The sequence below is a fragment of the Bacillus sp. IT-79MI2 genome (assembly GCF_949768135.1).
In the GTDB taxonomy this organism is placed as follows: Bacteria; Bacillota; Bacilli; order Bacillales; family Bacillaceae_G; genus Bacillus_A; species Bacillus_A pseudomycoides.
Genome location: NZ_CATKPV010000011.1, coordinates 27,147 through 44,639 on the forward strand (window position 1 = coordinate 27,147; position 17,493 = coordinate 44,639).

Annotated in this window: 19 protein-coding genes, 1 other RNA gene and 1 pseudogene; 18 read left to right on the top strand and 3 right to left on the bottom strand. The window is 35.5% G+C overall.

Features of this window, described 5'->3' with window-relative positions; genetic code table 11:
• Positions 1 to 8: 8 nt before the first annotated feature.
• On the bottom strand, positions 9 to 2,684 hold the full coding sequence (locus ACM6HU_RS00230; RefSeq protein WP_414847943.1) for a PBP1A family penicillin-binding protein: 2,676 nt from the start codon (positions 2,682 to 2,684) through the stop codon (positions 9 to 11).
• A gap of 65 nt (positions 2,685 to 2,749) precedes the next feature.
• Complete coding sequence (gene recU / locus ACM6HU_RS00235) at positions 2,750 to 3,352, bottom strand: Holliday junction resolvase RecU (protein ID WP_016114118.1); 603 nt, start codon at positions 3,350 to 3,352, stop codon at positions 2,750 to 2,752.
• A gap of 103 nt (positions 3,353 to 3,455) precedes the next feature.
• Between recU and ACM6HU_RS00240 the strand changes: the two genes are divergently transcribed.
• From ACM6HU_RS00240 to ACM6HU_RS00250, 3 genes are all read left to right on the top strand, one after another.
• Complete coding sequence (locus ACM6HU_RS00240; protein WP_016114119.1) at positions 3,456 to 4,481, top strand: DUF2515 domain-containing protein; 1,026 nt, start codon at positions 3,456 to 3,458, stop codon at positions 4,479 to 4,481.
• A 427-nt stretch (positions 4,482 to 4,908) separates the two neighbouring features.
• Positions 4,909 to 5,151: a hypothetical protein gene (locus ACM6HU_RS00245; protein ID WP_003206610.1), complete on the top strand. Its 243-nt coding sequence runs from the start codon at positions 4,909 to 4,911 to the stop codon at positions 5,149 to 5,151.
• Between the two features lie 33 nt (positions 5,152 to 5,184).
• Positions 5,185 to 5,511, top strand: a complete 327-nt coding sequence (locus tag ACM6HU_RS00250) for a YppE family protein (RefSeq protein ID WP_375337749.1) — start codon at positions 5,185 to 5,187, stop codon at positions 5,509 to 5,511.
• Between the two features lie 23 nt (positions 5,512 to 5,534).
• Here ACM6HU_RS00250 and ACM6HU_RS00255 read toward each other — a convergent pair whose 3' ends face one another.
• Positions 5,535 to 5,726 (bottom strand): YppF family protein, encoded by a 192-nt coding sequence (locus ACM6HU_RS00255; RefSeq protein WP_006094322.1) that lies wholly within the window; start codon positions 5,724 to 5,726, stop codon positions 5,535 to 5,537.
• 175 nt (positions 5,727 to 5,901) lie between these two features.
• Here ACM6HU_RS00255 and ACM6HU_RS00260 point away from each other — a divergent pair, with 175 nt between their 5' ends.
• The 15 genes and pseudogenes from ACM6HU_RS00260 (at position 5,902) to ACM6HU_RS00330 (ending at position 17,455) form a co-directional block, all read left to right on the top strand.
• Complete coding sequence (locus ACM6HU_RS00260) at positions 5,902 to 6,426, top strand: YppG family protein (protein ID WP_016114122.1); 525 nt, start codon at positions 5,902 to 5,904, stop codon at positions 6,424 to 6,426.
• Positions 6,427 to 6,576: 150 nt separating this feature from the next.
• Positions 6,577 to 7,071: a CotD family spore coat protein gene (locus tag ACM6HU_RS00265; protein ID WP_414847944.1), complete on the top strand. Its 495-nt coding sequence runs from the start codon at positions 6,577 to 6,579 to the stop codon at positions 7,069 to 7,071.
• Positions 7,072 to 7,132: 61 nt separating this feature from the next.
• Entirely contained in the window at positions 7,133 to 7,687 is a 555-nt protein-coding gene (locus tag ACM6HU_RS00270; protein ID WP_016114125.1) for a DUF1273 domain-containing protein, read from the top strand.
• A gap of 97 nt (positions 7,688 to 7,784) precedes the next feature.
• Positions 7,785 to 8,120 (top strand): cell division regulator GpsB, encoded by a 336-nt coding sequence (gpsB, locus tag ACM6HU_RS00275; RefSeq protein ID WP_016114126.1) that lies wholly within the window; start codon positions 7,785 to 7,787, stop codon positions 8,118 to 8,120.
• 87 nt (positions 8,121 to 8,207) lie between these two features.
• Positions 8,208 to 8,599, top strand: an RNA gene (gene rnpB / locus ACM6HU_RS00280) — RNase P RNA component class B.
• A gap of 180 nt (positions 8,600 to 8,779) precedes the next feature.
• Positions 8,780 to 9,919, top strand: coding sequence for a THUMP domain-containing class I SAM-dependent RNA methyltransferase (locus ACM6HU_RS00285; RefSeq protein WP_016114127.1), 1,140 nt, complete (start codon positions 8,780 to 8,782; stop codon positions 9,917 to 9,919).
• A gap of 62 nt (positions 9,920 to 9,981) precedes the next feature.
• A complete protein-coding gene (locus ACM6HU_RS00290) occupies positions 9,982 to 10,167 on the top strand; it encodes a DUF3921 domain-containing protein (protein WP_003196411.1) in 186 nt (61 codons plus the stop codon).
• Between the two features lie 133 nt (positions 10,168 to 10,300).
• Positions 10,301 to 12,238 (top strand): ATP-dependent DNA helicase, encoded by a 1,938-nt coding sequence (locus tag ACM6HU_RS00295; RefSeq protein ID WP_016114128.1) that lies wholly within the window; start codon positions 10,301 to 10,303, stop codon positions 12,236 to 12,238.
• Between the two features lie 97 nt (positions 12,239 to 12,335).
• Positions 12,336 to 13,853, top strand: a complete 1,518-nt coding sequence (locus ACM6HU_RS00300) for a carboxypeptidase M32 (RefSeq protein WP_016114129.1) — start codon at positions 12,336 to 12,338, stop codon at positions 13,851 to 13,853.
• A 79-nt stretch (positions 13,854 to 13,932) separates the two neighbouring features.
• Positions 13,933 to 14,410: pseudogene (locus ACM6HU_RS00305) on the top strand (GNAT family N-acetyltransferase).
• 101 nt (positions 14,411 to 14,511) lie between these two features.
• Positions 14,512 to 14,862: an SMI1/KNR4 family protein gene (locus ACM6HU_RS00310; RefSeq protein WP_016114131.1), complete on the top strand. Its 351-nt coding sequence runs from the start codon at positions 14,512 to 14,514 to the stop codon at positions 14,860 to 14,862.
• A 289-nt stretch (positions 14,863 to 15,151) separates the two neighbouring features.
• Positions 15,152 to 15,622 (top strand): DinB family protein, encoded by a 471-nt coding sequence (locus tag ACM6HU_RS00315; protein WP_016114132.1) that lies wholly within the window; start codon positions 15,152 to 15,154, stop codon positions 15,620 to 15,622.
• A 226-nt stretch (positions 15,623 to 15,848) separates the two neighbouring features.
• On the top strand, positions 15,849 to 16,004 hold the full coding sequence (locus ACM6HU_RS00320; RefSeq protein ID WP_016114133.1) for a hypothetical protein: 156 nt from the start codon (positions 15,849 to 15,851) through the stop codon (positions 16,002 to 16,004).
• A 280-nt stretch (positions 16,005 to 16,284) separates the two neighbouring features.
• Positions 16,285 to 16,476 (top strand): hypothetical protein, encoded by a 192-nt coding sequence (locus tag ACM6HU_RS00325; protein ID WP_016114134.1) that lies wholly within the window; start codon positions 16,285 to 16,287, stop codon positions 16,474 to 16,476.
• A gap of 298 nt (positions 16,477 to 16,774) precedes the next feature.
• Positions 16,775 to 17,455: a transcriptional regulator gene (locus ACM6HU_RS00330; RefSeq protein ID WP_016114135.1), complete on the top strand. Its 681-nt coding sequence runs from the start codon at positions 16,775 to 16,777 to the stop codon at positions 17,453 to 17,455.
• The last annotated feature ends 38 nt before the right edge of the window (positions 17,456 to 17,493 follow it).

Genomic DNA, 17,493 nt, shown 5'->3' on the forward strand with positions numbered 1-17,493 from the left:
TTTTTGTATTATTGTACTGGATTAACCTCTGGTGTTGGATCTGGTTTTGGTTTTGGATCTGGATCTGGTTTTGGTTTTTTAGCATCCTCATCAGCCTTTTTCTTAGCATCCTCATCAGCCTTTTTCTTAGCATCCTCATCAGCCTTTTTCTTGGCTTCCTCATCAGCTTTTTTCTTGGCTTCCTCATCAGCTTTTTTCTTGGCTTCCTCATCAGCTTTTTTCTGTGCATCTTGTTGTTTTTTAGCTTCCTCATCGGCTTTTTTCTGTGCATCTTGTTGTTTTTTAGCTTCCTCATCGGCTTTTTTCTGTGCATCTTGTTGTTTTTTAGCTTCGTCTTCAGCCTTTTTCTTAGCATCTTCTTCGGTTTTCTTCTTAGCTTCTGCGTTCTCGCCAGGAACAGTAAAGGATACGCCAGCGGCATCACTTGTTCCCGTTCCTTTTTTCGCTACTACTGAGAAGCTGTAAGTGACACCTGGCTTCACACCGCCAAGGGAAGCATTTGTACCGCTCACGGATAGGCTACCACTAGAACCGTCGTTTGCTTTATAGCTTGCAGAGTAAGCTTCAGCGTCTGAAGGACCAGCCCAGCTTAATGTAATCGTATTAGATGCTGCATCATAAGATGGCGTTACACCAGTTGGTGGATCTACTTTGATTTGCTTAACAGTATCTTTTTTCGCACCTTTTACATAAAGTTCTTCATTTAGACGTTCTACAGAAGAAGGTTGTTCAAAGCGAGATGTATCTGTAGCAAACTTACTCATCATTTCTTTGAATATTTGCTGTGCAATTCGGACTGAAGGTGATTTATCTGCAATATAGTTTTCTTCAGAATCTTTTTCATATCCTGTCCATACTGACATCGTATATTGCGGTGAATAACCTGCAAACCAGCTATCTCTGTTGGCACTTTCTGGAATGTTATATTTTTTTAATGCATCTGCATCATAGTTCTGTGTTCCTGTTTTACCAGCAACATCAATTCCTGATACATAAGCAGTTGGACCTGTACCACCAGAACCTGGTTTTACAACATCACGAAGAACATCCGTAATCATATATGCTGTGTAGTCTTTCATTGCTCGTATTTCTTTTGGTTTCAAGTTTTTTTCTTTTCCATCAGGAAAGACAACTTTTGTTACGAAATGTGGCTTGTTATAATTTCCTTCGTTACCAAAAGCGGCATATGCACCAGCTACTTGTAATGGAGAAGCCTCATTACTACCAATCGCATCGGCTTCGACTGCTTTTCTAGAGAAAGTCATTCCAAGTCCTTCAGCAAATGCTTGTGATTTGTCTAATCCAACTGCTTGTGCTGTTTTTAAAGCAGGGATGTTTAATGATTTTTTCAATGCCTCACGTAAAGATACATCACCTTTATAGCTGTTTGTAGCATTTCGGATTTTCTTTCCGTTAGAATACGTATATTCTGAGTCATTTAATTGATGGTATGTAGACCATTGCATATATTCAATAGCAGGACCATAGTCAAAAAGTGGTTTCATAGTCGAACCTACTTGGCGCTGCATATCAACGGCCATATTATGTCCTTTAAATGCCGTTTTATTTTCTTTACGGCCCGCACCAATTGCACGAACTTCACCAGACTGTGTATCCATGAATACGAAAGAACCTTGGAAACGATCGTTTGGATAGTTAATAATATCTCCATCTAGTAATTGTTCAGCGTATTCTTGTGCCTTTGTATCAATTGTCGTATAAATCTGTAATCCGTCAGATCCAATATTTACATCGGGCATTTCTTTTTCGATTTCTTTTACGACTGCGTCTAAAAAGGCTTGATAAGGCATTTCGGTTACATCTTTAGATGGAAGAAGTCCTTCTGTTACAGGGATTTTTATCGCTTCATCCATTTCTTGCTTTGAAATAAAGCCATGTCGATTCATTAACGTTAATACAACGTTACGACGTTTTGTTGCTCGATCGATATTTTCTTTCTTTGTTGGATCATAAATGTTTGGACCTTGAGGTAATCCAGCAAGCATCGCTGCTTCGTGTAATTTTAAATCTTTTAAGTCTTTCCCATAATAGTTTTTCGCTGCTGTTGCAACCCCGTAGGAGCGATTACCAAGGTTGATTTTGTTTAAGTACATTTCTAAAATTTCATGTTTGGAATATTGTTGCTCCAATTTATAAGCTAAATACCATTCCTGTACTTTACGTTTTGATGTTTTTTCCATCGTTAGAAAATAGTTTTTAATTACCTGTTGGGTAATTGTACTACCACCTTGAGAACCAAAACCGCCTGTGACATTTTCAAGGATTGCCTTTCCAGTACGCTTAACGTCGATTCCGTTATGTTGATAGAAGCGAGCATCTTCTGTCGCTAGGAATGCGCTTTCTACTACTTTCGGAACTTGATCGTAAGTAATATTCGTTCGCTTTTCGGCACCATATTCATAAAAGAAATTCTTGTCTTTATCATAAAATTTAGTTGATAGCGGATTGACAAGTTTTGCTTTATTTAGCTTTGGAGCATCTTGTACCATTACAAAAAAGGCGGAAACTCCAGCTATAAGACCAACAATGCCAAGAAGTAGGCAACCAATTAAAAATTTCTTGAAAAAGGAACCTTTTTTCTTTGGTTTCTCCGGTTTGTTTGTTTCTTGTTTTTGATGTTGTGCATGTTTTCGTTCTGTACGAGAACGATAATTTTCTGACATTATACTTTCTCCTACCTTTCATTTTCTCCCCAAAAGTCGAAAAAAGAGCCTTATTGTTGACTCTATCACGAAAAATAAGCCATGTCTAGTACACGAATATAATCAATTCGAGGATGATAACCGCATGATAACAAGTATCCGTGCTCTTCGATTTCCTGTTTCGTAATCGATTTGCGTCCACCAGCATCTTGGCGATTCCAAAATGAAACGACATGTTTTGCATCAAGTAAATAAAACTCGTCATAAAGTGTAAATTTAATAATAACAAATGCAATTCCGTTATGAGCTATTACTTGTTCCATATGCTTAATTTGATGAAGATGGAAATTTTGCAGCGGAAAACTTGTTTTATTTTTTGTTTCTTTCGCTTCGAAGTCAATGTATTTCCCCTTGTATACACCGTTGTAGTCTGTTGTAGAAGGCTGTTTAAAATAAGCTTCTTTCACAACCGCAGCACTTCGAGCGGGGTAATCCACTTTTACAATTTGAAGAGGAGTGGGTTTTTTATGTACGCATGCAATATTATGGGTTAAATAATATTGATTTGTTTCATTTAGTTCCTCTTCCAGAGACATACCTCTATTGCTATAAGTATGTTTTTTAGATTGTGTTTTTTGGGGTTGTAACGCTTGATTATACCTTTTTCCGTTTGGATAACGAATGGTCATAGTTTGTCCACTCCAACTTACCTAGAATTACTTACAAAGGTGATTATATCAAAAAAAACAAAAAAGATGCGATTTTTTTCAAGAGAGATGTGGTGATTCCTGTATGCATATGCAGAATGAGTATGAGAAAATAAATAGAGAGCGCAGTGGACTTTCTTGTACAATAGAAGAGAAGCAATTAATAGCGTATATGAAACAACAGACGGCTCTAGCAAATATAGATAATATTTCACGCACACAGGCTTATCAAGAATATTACTTGAGAAATAAAGAAATCCGGTGGTCATTTTTGGCGAGTATGGTTTCGAGAAATTCTGGGTGGAATATGACAGATTTAGCAGGGGAATATTATCCGAATATTTTATCTGAAAGAATGAGGAAGCAACTGTTCCTTACTTATGAAAGTGCAAATTGGCTTATTTTTTCAGATGCATACCCACAATTGTTGTTATACGAGTACAGTAAGAAAATGAATAAACCAATTTTTCACTTATTACAGTTTTTTAACGTATCTATTTTTATGGAGAAGGAATGGAATGATTTTTGGAATAAAAGAGACCTCACGCGTCTTATTACAGCACTTATTATTAATGAACAAAATAGGATTCAAAAACCGATTATTGAACACCCATATTTTCAAAAGCACGTATTCCAAACTTTACTGTTTAAATTTCAAGAGCTCTTTCATTTTAGTGCTGTAATTTTTCCGACTACAAAAGGGCAACTATATGGTTTTTCGGTTTATCAATTTGAAACAGTACAAAAACGCATAGAACTCGGAAAGAAATTAGCTTGGTTATTATTTCATCCTAAATATGAAACGTTATTTTACGATTTTTCCTTGCGAACGTTTCCTACAGGATCAAGAATGGATTACGAGCGGTACTTTATAATTCCAAAAGAAAAAGATACACCGCAGTTAAGAGATGCTTTCTCAATTGTTTTACATCACCATAACGTAACGAAAGATTGGTTCCATAAAAAAATGGATATTGAGGCATTGTTTTTCTTTCAGGAACTGAAAGAAGAAGTTAATATTACAGAATGGTTTTTACAAAAACAACAACAAATACATCTTTTTTCTTCATTGAATAGCTTTTTTAAAAGGAACAATGACTTCATGATATAATAAGAAAAGTCCCGCTCTCTGACAGGGAGTCGGGACGAATGGATTACATAAATCGATTCAAGTTTTTATACAGTTTCAATAGGGCATTATAATTCCAATTGAAATGTAGGGAAAATTGAGGAAGCTAGGTAAGAGAAATAGACCCGCCGATTAAAGTTTTACTTTATGTAGCAGGAAAGTTCGGACCATCTAGCTTCGGATTTCCAGTTTCAGGTTTATTTTGCTGTGTGTTTTGTTTTTTCTTCTTCTCATTTTTATTTTTAGCCATGGTAAACACCTCCCTTTTGTATTGTTACCACTTCTATAAAACTCATACAAACCGATTTCTTTGCCGAATATCAACTAGTTTTGTCAGTCGTGCAGGAGTGGTAAGTGAACCGTCGAAATAACATGACAAAGGAAAAGCAAAGAAGGAGGCGTTTTATAAATGGCGATGGTTCAGAAGGAAAATGTAATGAAAAAAATGGATCAAATGTTAAGTGCTCTTGATTTGCTGGAAATGAATGTTTCACTTAGAGTTAATCATTCTTTAAAAGATAAGCGTGAAGATATATGTAATCGAGGAGAAATAACAGAAATGCACATTCAACATATGGAGGATAAATTATTACATCACGAAGAAAAAGGAAGTTGGCTTCAAACGTTTCAAAACGTCATAGTAAGTGCATAAGAGGGTGGAAATAAATTGGATTATGGAAAATTAATGCAGTCTTCAATAAAATTAATACAGTACAATGATGAAACGATTATAAAAAAAAGAGAAGAGAAAGAGTTTGATTTTTATCAAGATATGAAGCCTTTTGTGGATATGGTTGATCAGGAGTTAGAAGTGTGGAAAGAATTAGCTTATCAATGGATAAAACATGAAAAGCCTAAGTATATACATGTGCAACAAATTGACCAAGTGTATGAGAATTTACAAAATAATGCACTGCAATGTTTTGTAAATAAGGGAAAAGGTAAGCGGTTTTATGAAACACATCAGGCGATTTTATATACGTTGCAGAATATAGTAGAACAATATAAGTGACAAGAGGGGAAACCCTCTTGTTTTTATGATTCTACAGTTGTATGTGTGGGTTTCGCCCCATTTATTTCTAATTCACGTATTAATACTCGGTATTCTGAGATGCAGATTTTTCCTTCTAAATAGTGATGTCTAGCAAAATCAAGTAACTCATTCATATCCTCTGTAGAGTACCCCTTTTTTTGAGCGAAAGCTTGTTTTAAATCCCCTAATATCATGTTGATTCCTCCCCAATGAGAATCTTCTTCTTCATTATCATAACATGAAAAGGCTTACTTTCTTATTTTTTTAAAAATTTAAACTTCCGACAAAAACAGACATTTATAAGGTTACACATTTTATTTTATAGGTACATATTCTATATGTAGAAACTTAGTTAGAGGGGGGAAATACATGTTTCAACAGCAGAATGCCTATTCGCAGCCAAATGCATATACACAGCCAAATGCATATATACAACCCAATGCTTATCAATATAATGAGGATACATATTTACGTTATAATATGTATCCATTCGCTCCTTATTACGGAAATCAAATGGATTATTATCAGCCATTTGAGGTATCTTTTATGAATCAGCAACCACAGGCTCATATGAATCAACAACCTTATGTACCGCAGCAACCACAGGCTCATATGAATCAACAATCCTATGTACCGCAGCAACCACAATCCTTTATGAATCAGCCATCAATGTTTTACCCACCGAAACAGCCTTTTCAACCATATCCAACGATGAATAAACAAAAGCAACAACAGCAGCCAAGTCAATTTTCTAGTTTCGTATCTCAATTTAAGACGTCAGATGGTAACTATGATGTGAATAAAATGATGAATACAGCAGGCCAAATGATGAATGCGATGAATCAAGTCACTGGGATTGTAAAACAAGTTGGAGGCTTTTTTGCTAAAGGATGATAGTTGTGTGTCCAAGTCATGGTATGTAAACAGCTGTCATATAGACAAATTTCCATTAAACAAATGGGTATATATAACAAGCGGCTTTTACTCCTTTCTCATATTGTAAAGTGTAGTCAGATTTTTTTATGAGAGAGGAGAGAAAAAACTATGTATCATTGTCATCCTTGTTTTGGAGGGCATAAACCTGTAGGACCTATTTGCACAACACCTCCTGTCGTTCATCCAACAAAACAATGTGTAACGAACACTTTTTCCACAACGGTGGTCCCACATATTCACCCAACTCATACAACACATGTTCATCATCAGCAAGTTAAAAGTCAACATTTCTTCCCGCAAACAGTTTCAAATGTGAATGTTGTAGAACCTGTTGCTCCAGGATTCGGCGGACCTGGAGTTGGCGGATTCGGCGGACCTGGAGTTGGCGGATTCGGCGGACCTGGAGTTGGCGGATTCGGCGGGCCTGGAGTTGGCGGATTCGGCGGGCCTGGAGTTGGCGGATTCGGCGGGCCTGGAGTTGGCGGATTCGGTGGACCTGGAGTTGGCGGATTCGGCGGAGCTTGTGGCCATGGCCCGCAAGTATCTCCATTCGGACCAGGACCAAATGTAGGACCAAACGTCGGTGGAATGTTTAAAAAGTAAATGTTATGTTAGAACTAGCAAATTGCTAGTTCTTTTCTTTTGAAAAAAATGGAGTGTTGATATGAAAGTTGTAGCTGTAACAGGATATAAACCATTTGAACTTGGGATTTTTAAAAATGATCATCCGGGTGTTTCTTGTATAAAAAAAGCAGTACGTCGTAAATTACTTGCTTTTGTAGAGGAGGGGTTAGAGTGGGTCATTATAAGTGGACAATTAGGTGTAGAACTATGGGCTGCTGAAGTGGTTTTTGAAATGCAGTTAGAATATCCTGATTTAAAACTTGCCGTGTTTACCCCTTTTTTAGAACAAGAAGAAAGTTGGAAGGAAGGGAATCGAGAATATTATGAATCTATTCTCGCACAAGCAGACCATGTTGATAGTATTACGAAAAGAAAATATGAAAGTCCTGAGCAATTTCGGTTGAAAAATCAATTTTTCATTGAAAAAAGTGAAGCTTTGTTGGCTGTATACGATGAAGAGAAGCCGGGAAGCCCCAAATATATTGTGGAAGCAGCAAAGAAAAAAGGTGAAATAGAAAATTATCACAGTTATTTCATTCTTTTTTCTGATTTACAAGATATAATAGAAGAGGAACAGTGGAATAATGCAGAGTAATATGTAATATAGCTCATGTATATAGGATTGACAAAAGACATTGTTTCTGAAAAAATTTAGTTAATGAAAGTTTTGGTAAAAATTTGAGGTGAAGAAAATGATTTCGGATAAAATTAAATTAACAGCGAAAGATATTTTGGAAAAAGAATTTAAAACAGGTATGAGAGGTTACCAACAAGAAGAAGTAGATAAGTTTCTTGATATGATTATTAAGGATTATGAGGCATTTCATAAGGAACTTGAGCAATTACAGCAACAAAATGTTCGTTTGAAACGTGAATTAGAAGAGCAAAAAGTAGCGGCAGTGCAAGTACCGCAACAACCAGCTCCAACACCGGTTGCACAACCTGTATACAACAATACGAACACGGATATTTTAAAGCGTTTATCTAATCTGGAAAAAGCTGTATTTGGAAGTAAGTTATACGAGTAATCTAGGGATAGAAAAAGATTAAAGCATTTTACATATAAAAAAGCATTGCAAAATCTTTTTGTTTCCACTATACTAATGTTTGTCATAACGTTTGGGTAATCGCTGCAACGCCAACGTTGTAGAGGAAAGTCCATGCTCGCACGACCTGAGATGGTTGTAGTGTTCGTGCCTAGCCAATTCATAAGCTAGGGTATTCTGGCCGAGAGGCTGGTTTAACGGCAGGGAAAAAACCTAAGTCCTTTTGGATATGGTTTGACTACCTTTAAAGTGCCACAGTGACGAAGTCCTTGAAGAAATGATAGGAGTGGAACGAGGTAAACCCCACGAGCGAGAAACCCAAATAATGGTAGGGGAATCTTTTCCAAGGAAATGAACGATGGAAAAGGACAGGTTCGAGTAACCTGTAGATAGATGATTACCACCGGAGTACGAGGCGTGGGCCGTTTGCAGTACAAAGGAACAGAACATGGCTTACAGAACGTTATGAACCAATTATGGAATGACTCAGCTCTCCTTTGTAAGAGGAGGGCTTTTTATTTGTATGAAGTTATAACTTGTGAGTTAAAATGGTAAATAAGAAAATACTTCGTAATATTTAATAATTAATAGAAGGAAAAGCTATTAATTATTGTTTGATTATACATAAGAGGTGAATGCAAATGGGAAAAGTTACTTTAATTGCAACAGCAGCAATGGGAATTGAAGCTTTAGTTGCAAGAGAAGTTCGCGATCTTGGTTATGAATGCCAAGTAGAAAACGGAAAAGTAACGTTTGAAGCGGATGCAAAAGCGATTTGTCGCACTAATTTATGGTTACGCACTGCAGATCGTGTAAAAATTAAAGTTGGTGAATTTAAAGCAACAACATTCGATGAATTGTTTGAAAAAACAAAAGCATTGAACTGGGGAGATTACATTCCAGAAAATGGAGAGTTCCCTGTAATTGGGAAGTCTCTAAAATCAACATTATTTAGTGTTTCAGATTGTCAACGTATTGTGAAAAAGGCTGTTGTTGAGAAATTAAAGACAACATATAGACGTACAACTTGGTTTGAAGAAGATGGTCCTTTATTCCGTATCGAGATTGCGATGCTAAAAGATATTGCAACATTGACAATTGACGCGAGTGGCGTTGGTCTTCATAAACGTGGATACCGCGTTGACCAGGGGGAAGCGCCTTTGAAAGAAACATTAGCGGCATCTCTAATTAAACTTACAAATTGGAAGCCAGATCGTCCGTTTGTTGATCCGTTTTGTGGATCTGGAACAATTCCGATTGAGGCAGCTTTAATTGGTCAAAATATTGCTCCTGGTTTTAACCGTGGGTTTGCATCAGATGCATGGGGTTGGATTGGGAAAGAAAATTGGCGTGAGGCTCGTCAAGAAGTAGAAGATTTAGCGAATTATGATCAACCATTGCAAATTATTGGATCAGATATCGACCACCGTATGATAAGAGTTGCACAGGAGAATGCCGATGAAGTTGGACTGGGTGACTTAATTTCATTTAAACAAATGCAAGTAAAAGATTTTACAACAAAAGAGGAATATGGCTATGTTGTAACGAATCCTCCATACGGAGAACGTTTAAGTGAAAAAGCGCTTGTTGAAAAATTATATAAAGAAATGGGAGAAGTATTCCGCCCATTAGATACGTGGTCACTGTATTTATTAACGAGCTATGAAGCGTTTGAAAAATGTTATGGAAAAGATGCATCGAAAAAGCGTAAACTATTTAACGGTTTTATTCGTACAGACTATTACCAGTACTTTGGTAAACGCCCACCTCGTAATTCATAGTATAAAACCTCTTTGACGCGCATATACTGGCTATTATGTAATGTGCAAAAGGAGGAATAAATATGGATGGTTTCCAATTGTCAATGATTCAAAAGGCCATTCATCGTACGTATGATGAGCTTGGAAAAGAAATTAATCTTCAGGGTGTAGTTGCAGATGAAATACAGAAAGCACAGGAAGAATATTTATCTGCATTATCATACGAGACATTGATTGATAAGCGTTACTTAAAGTCATTAATAGAGTGAAAAATTTTCCTTTATATAAAGGGAAATTTTTTTCGCTCATTTCTATGTATTGCAACAGGGGAAAGCAACTGCTATTTAGATATAGCAGTTGCTATATCTTTTTATAGAAAAACTTTTTGGTTGGAGGCTAAGGATGTTTACTGAGAAGAGATTACCATTTGAAGTAGGGAAACAAGATAATTTTTATGATAAGTTGAATGAGTGGATTGGAGATGTGTTTTACGATATCCTCCCAGAAAAAGGTTTTGAAGAACGCGATGAACAAATTTTTATGGCATTCCAATTAGAACGAGCGTTTCAAGAGAAGAAAGTTATGTTCGCAGAGGCGGGTGTAGGAACGGGAAAAACGATTGTGTATCTTTTATATGCAATTTGTTATGCGCGTTATACAGGAAAGCCAGCTATTATTGCTTGTGCAGACGAAACGCTAATCGAGCAGCTTGTGAAAGAAGAAGGGGACATTGCGAAATTATCAGAAGCATTAGGGTTATCTGTTGATGTACGTCTAGCGAAATCAATGGATAATTATTTATGTTTACGTAAACTTGAAGATGTAATGAGTGGACGAGCTCCAGAAGTAATTGAAGATCTATATTATGAATTACCTCAGTTTGTGTTTGATCATGGAACAATGCAAAACTTTACGCATTACGGTGATCGAAAAGAGTTTCCATTATTAAATGACGAAGAATGGTCAAAGGTATCTTGGGATTATTTCCAAGACTGCTTCACATGTGATTCTCGTCACCGTTGTGGTCAAACGCTCTCTCGTGAACATTACCGTAAAGCAGCAGATTTAATTATTTGCTCTCAAGATTTCTATATGGATCATATTTGGACATATGATGCTCGTAAACGCGAAGGGCAAATGCCGCTTTTACCAGAAAGCAGTTGCGTTGTTTTTGATGAAGGACACCTTGTGGAATACGCAGCGCAAAAAGCACTGACGTATCGATTAAAGCAAACGATGATGGAGCAACTCTTAACAAGATTATTACAAAATGATATTCGAGAAGAGTTTGCTCATTTAGTAGAAGAGACAATTTGGCAAACAGAGCGTTTCTTTGATGTATTAAGAGAAAGTAAAAAAGAAATTGCTGGATCAGATCGTTTAAAAATTACAGTAACAGAAAAAGTGATTACAGAAGCGAAACGACTTTATGCAAAAATTGCTGAAGTTGGTGATGCTCTTGTATTTGAAAGTGAAATGCATACAGTAAACACTTATGATTTAAATATCGTTGATGAGCATTTAGATGTACTGGAACATTCACTTCGTCTCTTTATGCATGAGAAAAATGTAATTACATGGGGAGAAGAAGGTGATGGTGCCTTTACGTTAGTTATTATGCCACGTGCGGTAGAAGAAGTACTACAGGAGAAAGTATTCTCGAAAAAGATTCCGTATATCTTCTCTTCTGCTACATTATCTGAAAATGATTCATTCGCATTTACAGCAAATAGTTTAGGGGTAAAAGATTATTTATCATTCTCAGTAGCTTCTCCATTTGATTATGAAGAGCAAATGAAAGTATACTTACCATCGTATAACCAGGAAAATGAATGGGAACGAAAATGTCAGTATACGCTTGAGAACATTCAAAAAACAAATGGGCGTACGCTTGTATTATTCCGCACAACACAAGAACTTGCGGCGTTCAAAGAATATGTGAATAAAGAACAAATGTCTGTTCCGTTCTTATATGAAGGAGATCAAGAGATTAGTCAGCTTGTTTCCCGCTTCCAAAATGAACAAGAGACTGTGCTTTGCGCTGTCCATTTATGGGAAGGTTTAGATATTCCGGGTTCTTCACTATCACATGTCATTATTTGGTCGCTACCATTCCCTCCAAACGATCCTGTGTTTGAAGCGAAACGTAAGCATGTTAATGATCCGTTTTGGGATGTAGATGTACCATATATGATTTTACGTCTTCGTCAAGGAATTGGACGTTTAATTCGTACGAGCGAAGATAAAGGTGCTATTTCGTTATTCTTATCAGAGAATGAAAATGAAAAGGTTATTGAGGCTGTAAAGAAAGTACTTCCAGTAGAAGGTAAGGTGTTGTAAAAGCTTAGCGTTTGCTAAGCTTTTTCTTTCTATATGGAAAGGACTTTATATCTTTATGTCGAAATATAGGTGAGGTAGAAAAAGGAGGCAATAAAATATGACAATCGCTACATATGAAGTAGAAAAAGAGTTTTTAGCACACGTGAAAAAGATAAATAATTATGGGGAAGCATTAAGCCTAATATTTTGGGATTTACGTACAGGAGCACCGAAACAAGGTGTGGATCAACGCTCTGAGGTAATAGGAATGCTTTCATCAGAGGTATTTTCATTATCAACTTCTGATGAGATGGAAAGATATTTAAAAGAATTAGAACAGCTAATAGTAGATAATAAAATTTCCGAAACAACAAAGAAAATTGTAGAAGAGTGCCGCAAAGCGTATGATCGAAATAAAAAAATTCCACAGGCCGAGTATGAAGAGTTTGTTAAATTGCAAGCAAAATCAGAAAGTGTTTGGGGAGAAGCACGTGAAAAATCTGATTTTGAAATGTTCCGACCATACTTAGAAAAAATTGTTGAATATAAGAAAAAATTTATTACATATTGGGGTTATGAAACTTATAAGTATAATACGCTTTTAGATATGTATGAGCCAGGTATGACAGTAGAAGTGTTAGATCATGTATTTGGACAACTACGTGAGCGTATTGTTCCACTTGTAAAAGATATTGGTGAATCAAATAAAGAATTAAAAACAAATGTCTTATTTGAACATTTTTCAAAAGAACAACAAAAGAATTTTACTTTAGAGTTACTAAAGCAATTAAATTATAATTTCGAGGCTGGCCGTCTTGATGAAACGATACATCCTTTTGAAATTACATTAAATAGAGGGGATGTTCGCATTACAACTCGTTATGATGAGAATGACTTCCGCATGGCAGTTTTCGGAACAATTCATGAATGTGGACATGCTGTATATGAGCAAAATATTTCAGAAGAATTAGAAGGAACACCGCTGTGCAGTGGTACATCGATGGGAATTCATGAATCGCAATCGCTATTCTTTGAAAACTTTATTGGACGTAATAAATCGTTCTGGAAGAAAAATTATGATACATTGAAACAATTTAGTGATGGGCAATTTGAAAACGTATCTGTAAATGAATTCTATGATGCGATTAATGAATCAAAGCCTTCCTTTATACGTATTGAGGCAGATGAACTTACATATCCGCTTCACGTTATGGTTCGTTATGAACTGGAGAAAGAATTATTTGATGGAACATTAGAAGTAAAAGACTTGCCGGCAGCATGGAATGACAAGATGGAGAGTTATTTAGGTATCCGTCCAGAAACGGATGCACAGGGTGTGCTACAAGATGTACATTGGTCAGATGGATCTTTTGGATATTTTCCATCTTATGCACTTGGTTATATGTATGCAGCGCAATTTAAACATAAGATGTTAGAGGAAATTCCAAACTTCGATGCATTGCTAGAAGAAGGAAATGTGACACCAATTCGTGAATGGTTAACAAGAAATATTCACCAATATGGTAAAACGAAAAAACCATTACAAATATTAGAGGATGTAACAGGTGAAGGGTTAAATGCAAATTATTTAGCGGATTATTTAGAAGCGAAATATAAAGAGATTTATGAGTTATAAAAAGGAGTTGCTTTAATGCAGCTCCTTTTTATAAATTAACATTTTACTGTATATGTGCGTTGCTTAAGGAGGAAGAGAAGTGAATTATACTTTTGAAGTGATGACACAAGAGCAAGCAGAAGAAATTGCGTTTAAATGGCACTATGAGGATAAGTATTCTTTTTATGATATGGAAGCCGATCAAGAAGATTTAGTGGAGTTTTTAGATCCTAAAATACGCGGAGAAATGACTTTTGCTGTTAGTGAGAATAATAGGCTTGTTGGATTTTTTAGTTTTAACAAAGTAGATATACATACAGTGGATATTGGACTTGGAATGAAACCAAACCTGACTGGAAATGGATTAGGTTTGGTATTTATAAAGGCAAGTCTGGTTTTTTGTGAAAAAAAGATCAACCTAAGTATATAACGTTATCAGTGCAACATTTAATCAAAGAGCAATTAATGTTTATAAGAAAGCAGATTTTGAAGCAGTTGGAACTTTTATTCAAGAGACAAATGGAAGTCGCTTTGAATTTTTAAAAATGATGTATGTGACTTTATGTCCATCAAGATAAAATAGTTTTGAAACGATTTGCTTAGTAGTGATTTATATTTTTTATGGATTCTATCGTATATAAAAGTACATTTTTTTTGGAATTTAGGGAGGGATATGGAAGTGGTTTGTTTTGATAATTTTGATTTTAATAACTTTTGGGATGACAGCGAATATGCAAGAGATGAATATATTTCTGAATATCCTACAGATGAAATGATTTCTAAACTAGAAAATGAATTAGGGTATAAGCTACCTGAATCTTATATTTGGTTAATGAAGAAGCATAATGGGGGAATTCCAATAAACGATTGTTTTCCTACAGATATTCCTACAAGTTGGGCAGAGGATCATGTTGCTATAACTGGTATTTATGGTATTGGATATAAAAAAAGTTCTTCATTAGGTGGAGAATTTGGTAGTGAATTTTGGATTGAAGAATGGGGATATCCTGAAATAGAACTCGTCTGTTAGCTGTCGTTCGCTTATAACATTCAAGAGTCGCCAAAAGAAAAAACATCAAAATTATGGCATGAAAACCAAGTGTCAAACTGAAAAAAAGACTGAAAGACCATACGAATTTCATATCAACCGTAGGGACTACGGGGGTAGCCTTCTAAATAACTAGCGGTTACGCTGGTGTTCGTAGGAATCCCACACTTCAAGCGTAGCTAAGTGGGGGTAGTTCAATTCATGTTACTTCTAATTTATCCAGATTTTTAATACGCTAATGTATGAGAGGGATTTGAAAGGGGCGTAAAGTATGAATAAACTAATATTTAAACAATTTGCGATGACAAGAAGTTATTTTATTAAAAACGTAGAATCATTTTCGAAGGAAATAACAAATGTACAGCCAGACGGTTTTAACAATACGATCCAATGGCATATTGGCCATGTATTAACGGTTACTGAACAGTTTATGCTCGGCTTTCCACATAAAACGACGCATCTTTCTACAAATTATATCGAATTATTTGGAAACGGTACAAAGCCGGCTGATTGGAAGGGAGATGTACCCACTGTAGATAAACTCATTATAGAGTTGAAAGATCAATTAGTTCGTCTTCAACAAATTCCTGCTGAACAGTTAAATGAAACGCTGGAAAAACCATTTATGGGTTTTGAAACTTTTGGAGAATTAGCCGGCCTTACATTAATGCATGAAGCAAATCATTTGGGGCAAATTCAAGCGATGAAGCGCATTATTGAACACGCGGGAATAAAGAACTAACAAAATCCCAAAAAATAATTTGATGACTTTCAAAAGGAGTTATTCTCAGATGAGATAGCTCCTTTTGATTTTGCAAAAACACTTATATGATTCTTTTTGTATGAATTTTAGGTATAAATTCATCTTAGATTGATAGTAAGGTTCTGGTGCAAATATATGAAGAAGAACATGGATATTAGAAAGTTTTACAGACGACAAAAGAAACTATTAATAGGAGTATAAACCTATGAAGATATTCATGATATGTTTAGGGTTGATAGGTGCGTGTTGTTTAGGGGTAGTAAAACACCGTAGGTCAGGTACTACAGATGATATACCACTCTTAGTAATCGGTATGATACTTATGATGGTATTCTTAGTTTATGTAGGAATGACAGATTAGAAGTAGGAAACTACTGTAGCTTTTAAATAAAGTTGTACTGTTTTAAATAAAGTAATACCGTTTGCAAAAAAGTTACATTGTTTTATTCCTTTTCGATTAAAGAATTCTAAATGAGTTTTAATCAAACTTTTTTATAAAAATTGTATAATGCTTCACAAAGTAGTAATCCGTTTTGATCAATCTTTTTTCAAAATGGATTACTTTTGTCTCTTATCAAATAAGGATTTATAAAACATTTCTGATTAAACTTTATTCCAAACCAATAATAGGAGGCGTGTCTATGAAAAATCATATAAAAGTGAATGGACAGATTCGTCAAACAAATAAAAAATGGTCACATCTTAGACAACAACAAAAAGAACGCATTTCTAATTGGCTTCGTAGGGAGTATACAAAATTTGTACAGGTAAATCATAGAAGACCTAAAAAATATGAGCATGATGTGATTCTTGGGGAAGAATGTGTTTCTTAACTTGATAGCGATGTGGCGAGCCCCCTTTATAAATAAAATTTGGATATAAACGTTGAATTTTAAAATTAACCCCTTTGTTTTATATTTATTTTCCAGAATGCCCCTCATTCCTTGAATCGTTTCCGTACCCCTTAAAGGCTTGCTTGCAATGCGAATATCTAGGGATAGAAAAAAATGTTAAAAGGGTTCAGATTTTTTGTTACCGCTTACATATTGTGATACTATTAAATTGTAATAATAAATTATCATGATAATTTATTATTACAATTTAATACAGGAAGTATAGGAGTAATGAAGGATGAAGAACGAAACATTATTACAGCAATACTATCCGTTCGTTACATTTCTTTCGAAGGTAATGGGAAGAAATTGTGAAGTCGTATTGCACGATTTATCAAGGCCGGAAAGTTCTGTCATTGCTATTGAGAACGGGCATATAACTGGTCGTAAGATCGGGGACGCACCTACAAACTTAATGTTAAAGGTACTTCAAGAAAAAACATATTTAACGCGTGATTTTATCGCTAATTACAAAGCAGTAAATAAGGATGGAAAGGTCTTTCGCTCCTCTAGCTTTTTCATTAAGAATGATAAGAAAGAGTTAGTGGGGATTCTATGTGTAAATGCTGATGTGGCACATTATGCAAAGATAAAAGAGATGATGGATCAGTTTTTATCATTTTCTGATGAGATGGTTAATCTTGAAGCTAAACAAGCGGAAGAAGAGACACTTGCATTTGAGCAATTGCATGGAAAAGTGGAAGATGTTCTATCTACAATTATTATTCAAACGATGGAAACATTTGACGTGCCTCCGGAGAGGCTGTCAGCGAAAGAAAAGATGAATGTTGTACGTGATTTACATGACCAAGGAACATTTCTATTAAAAGGTGGAGTATGTGAGGTGGCGAAAATTTTAAAAACATCTGAGCCAACTATATACCGTTATTTACAGAAGATTAAAGATGAAAACAATTAATTTTTGCGAAAACTTATTCATCATTTCACATGATGGGT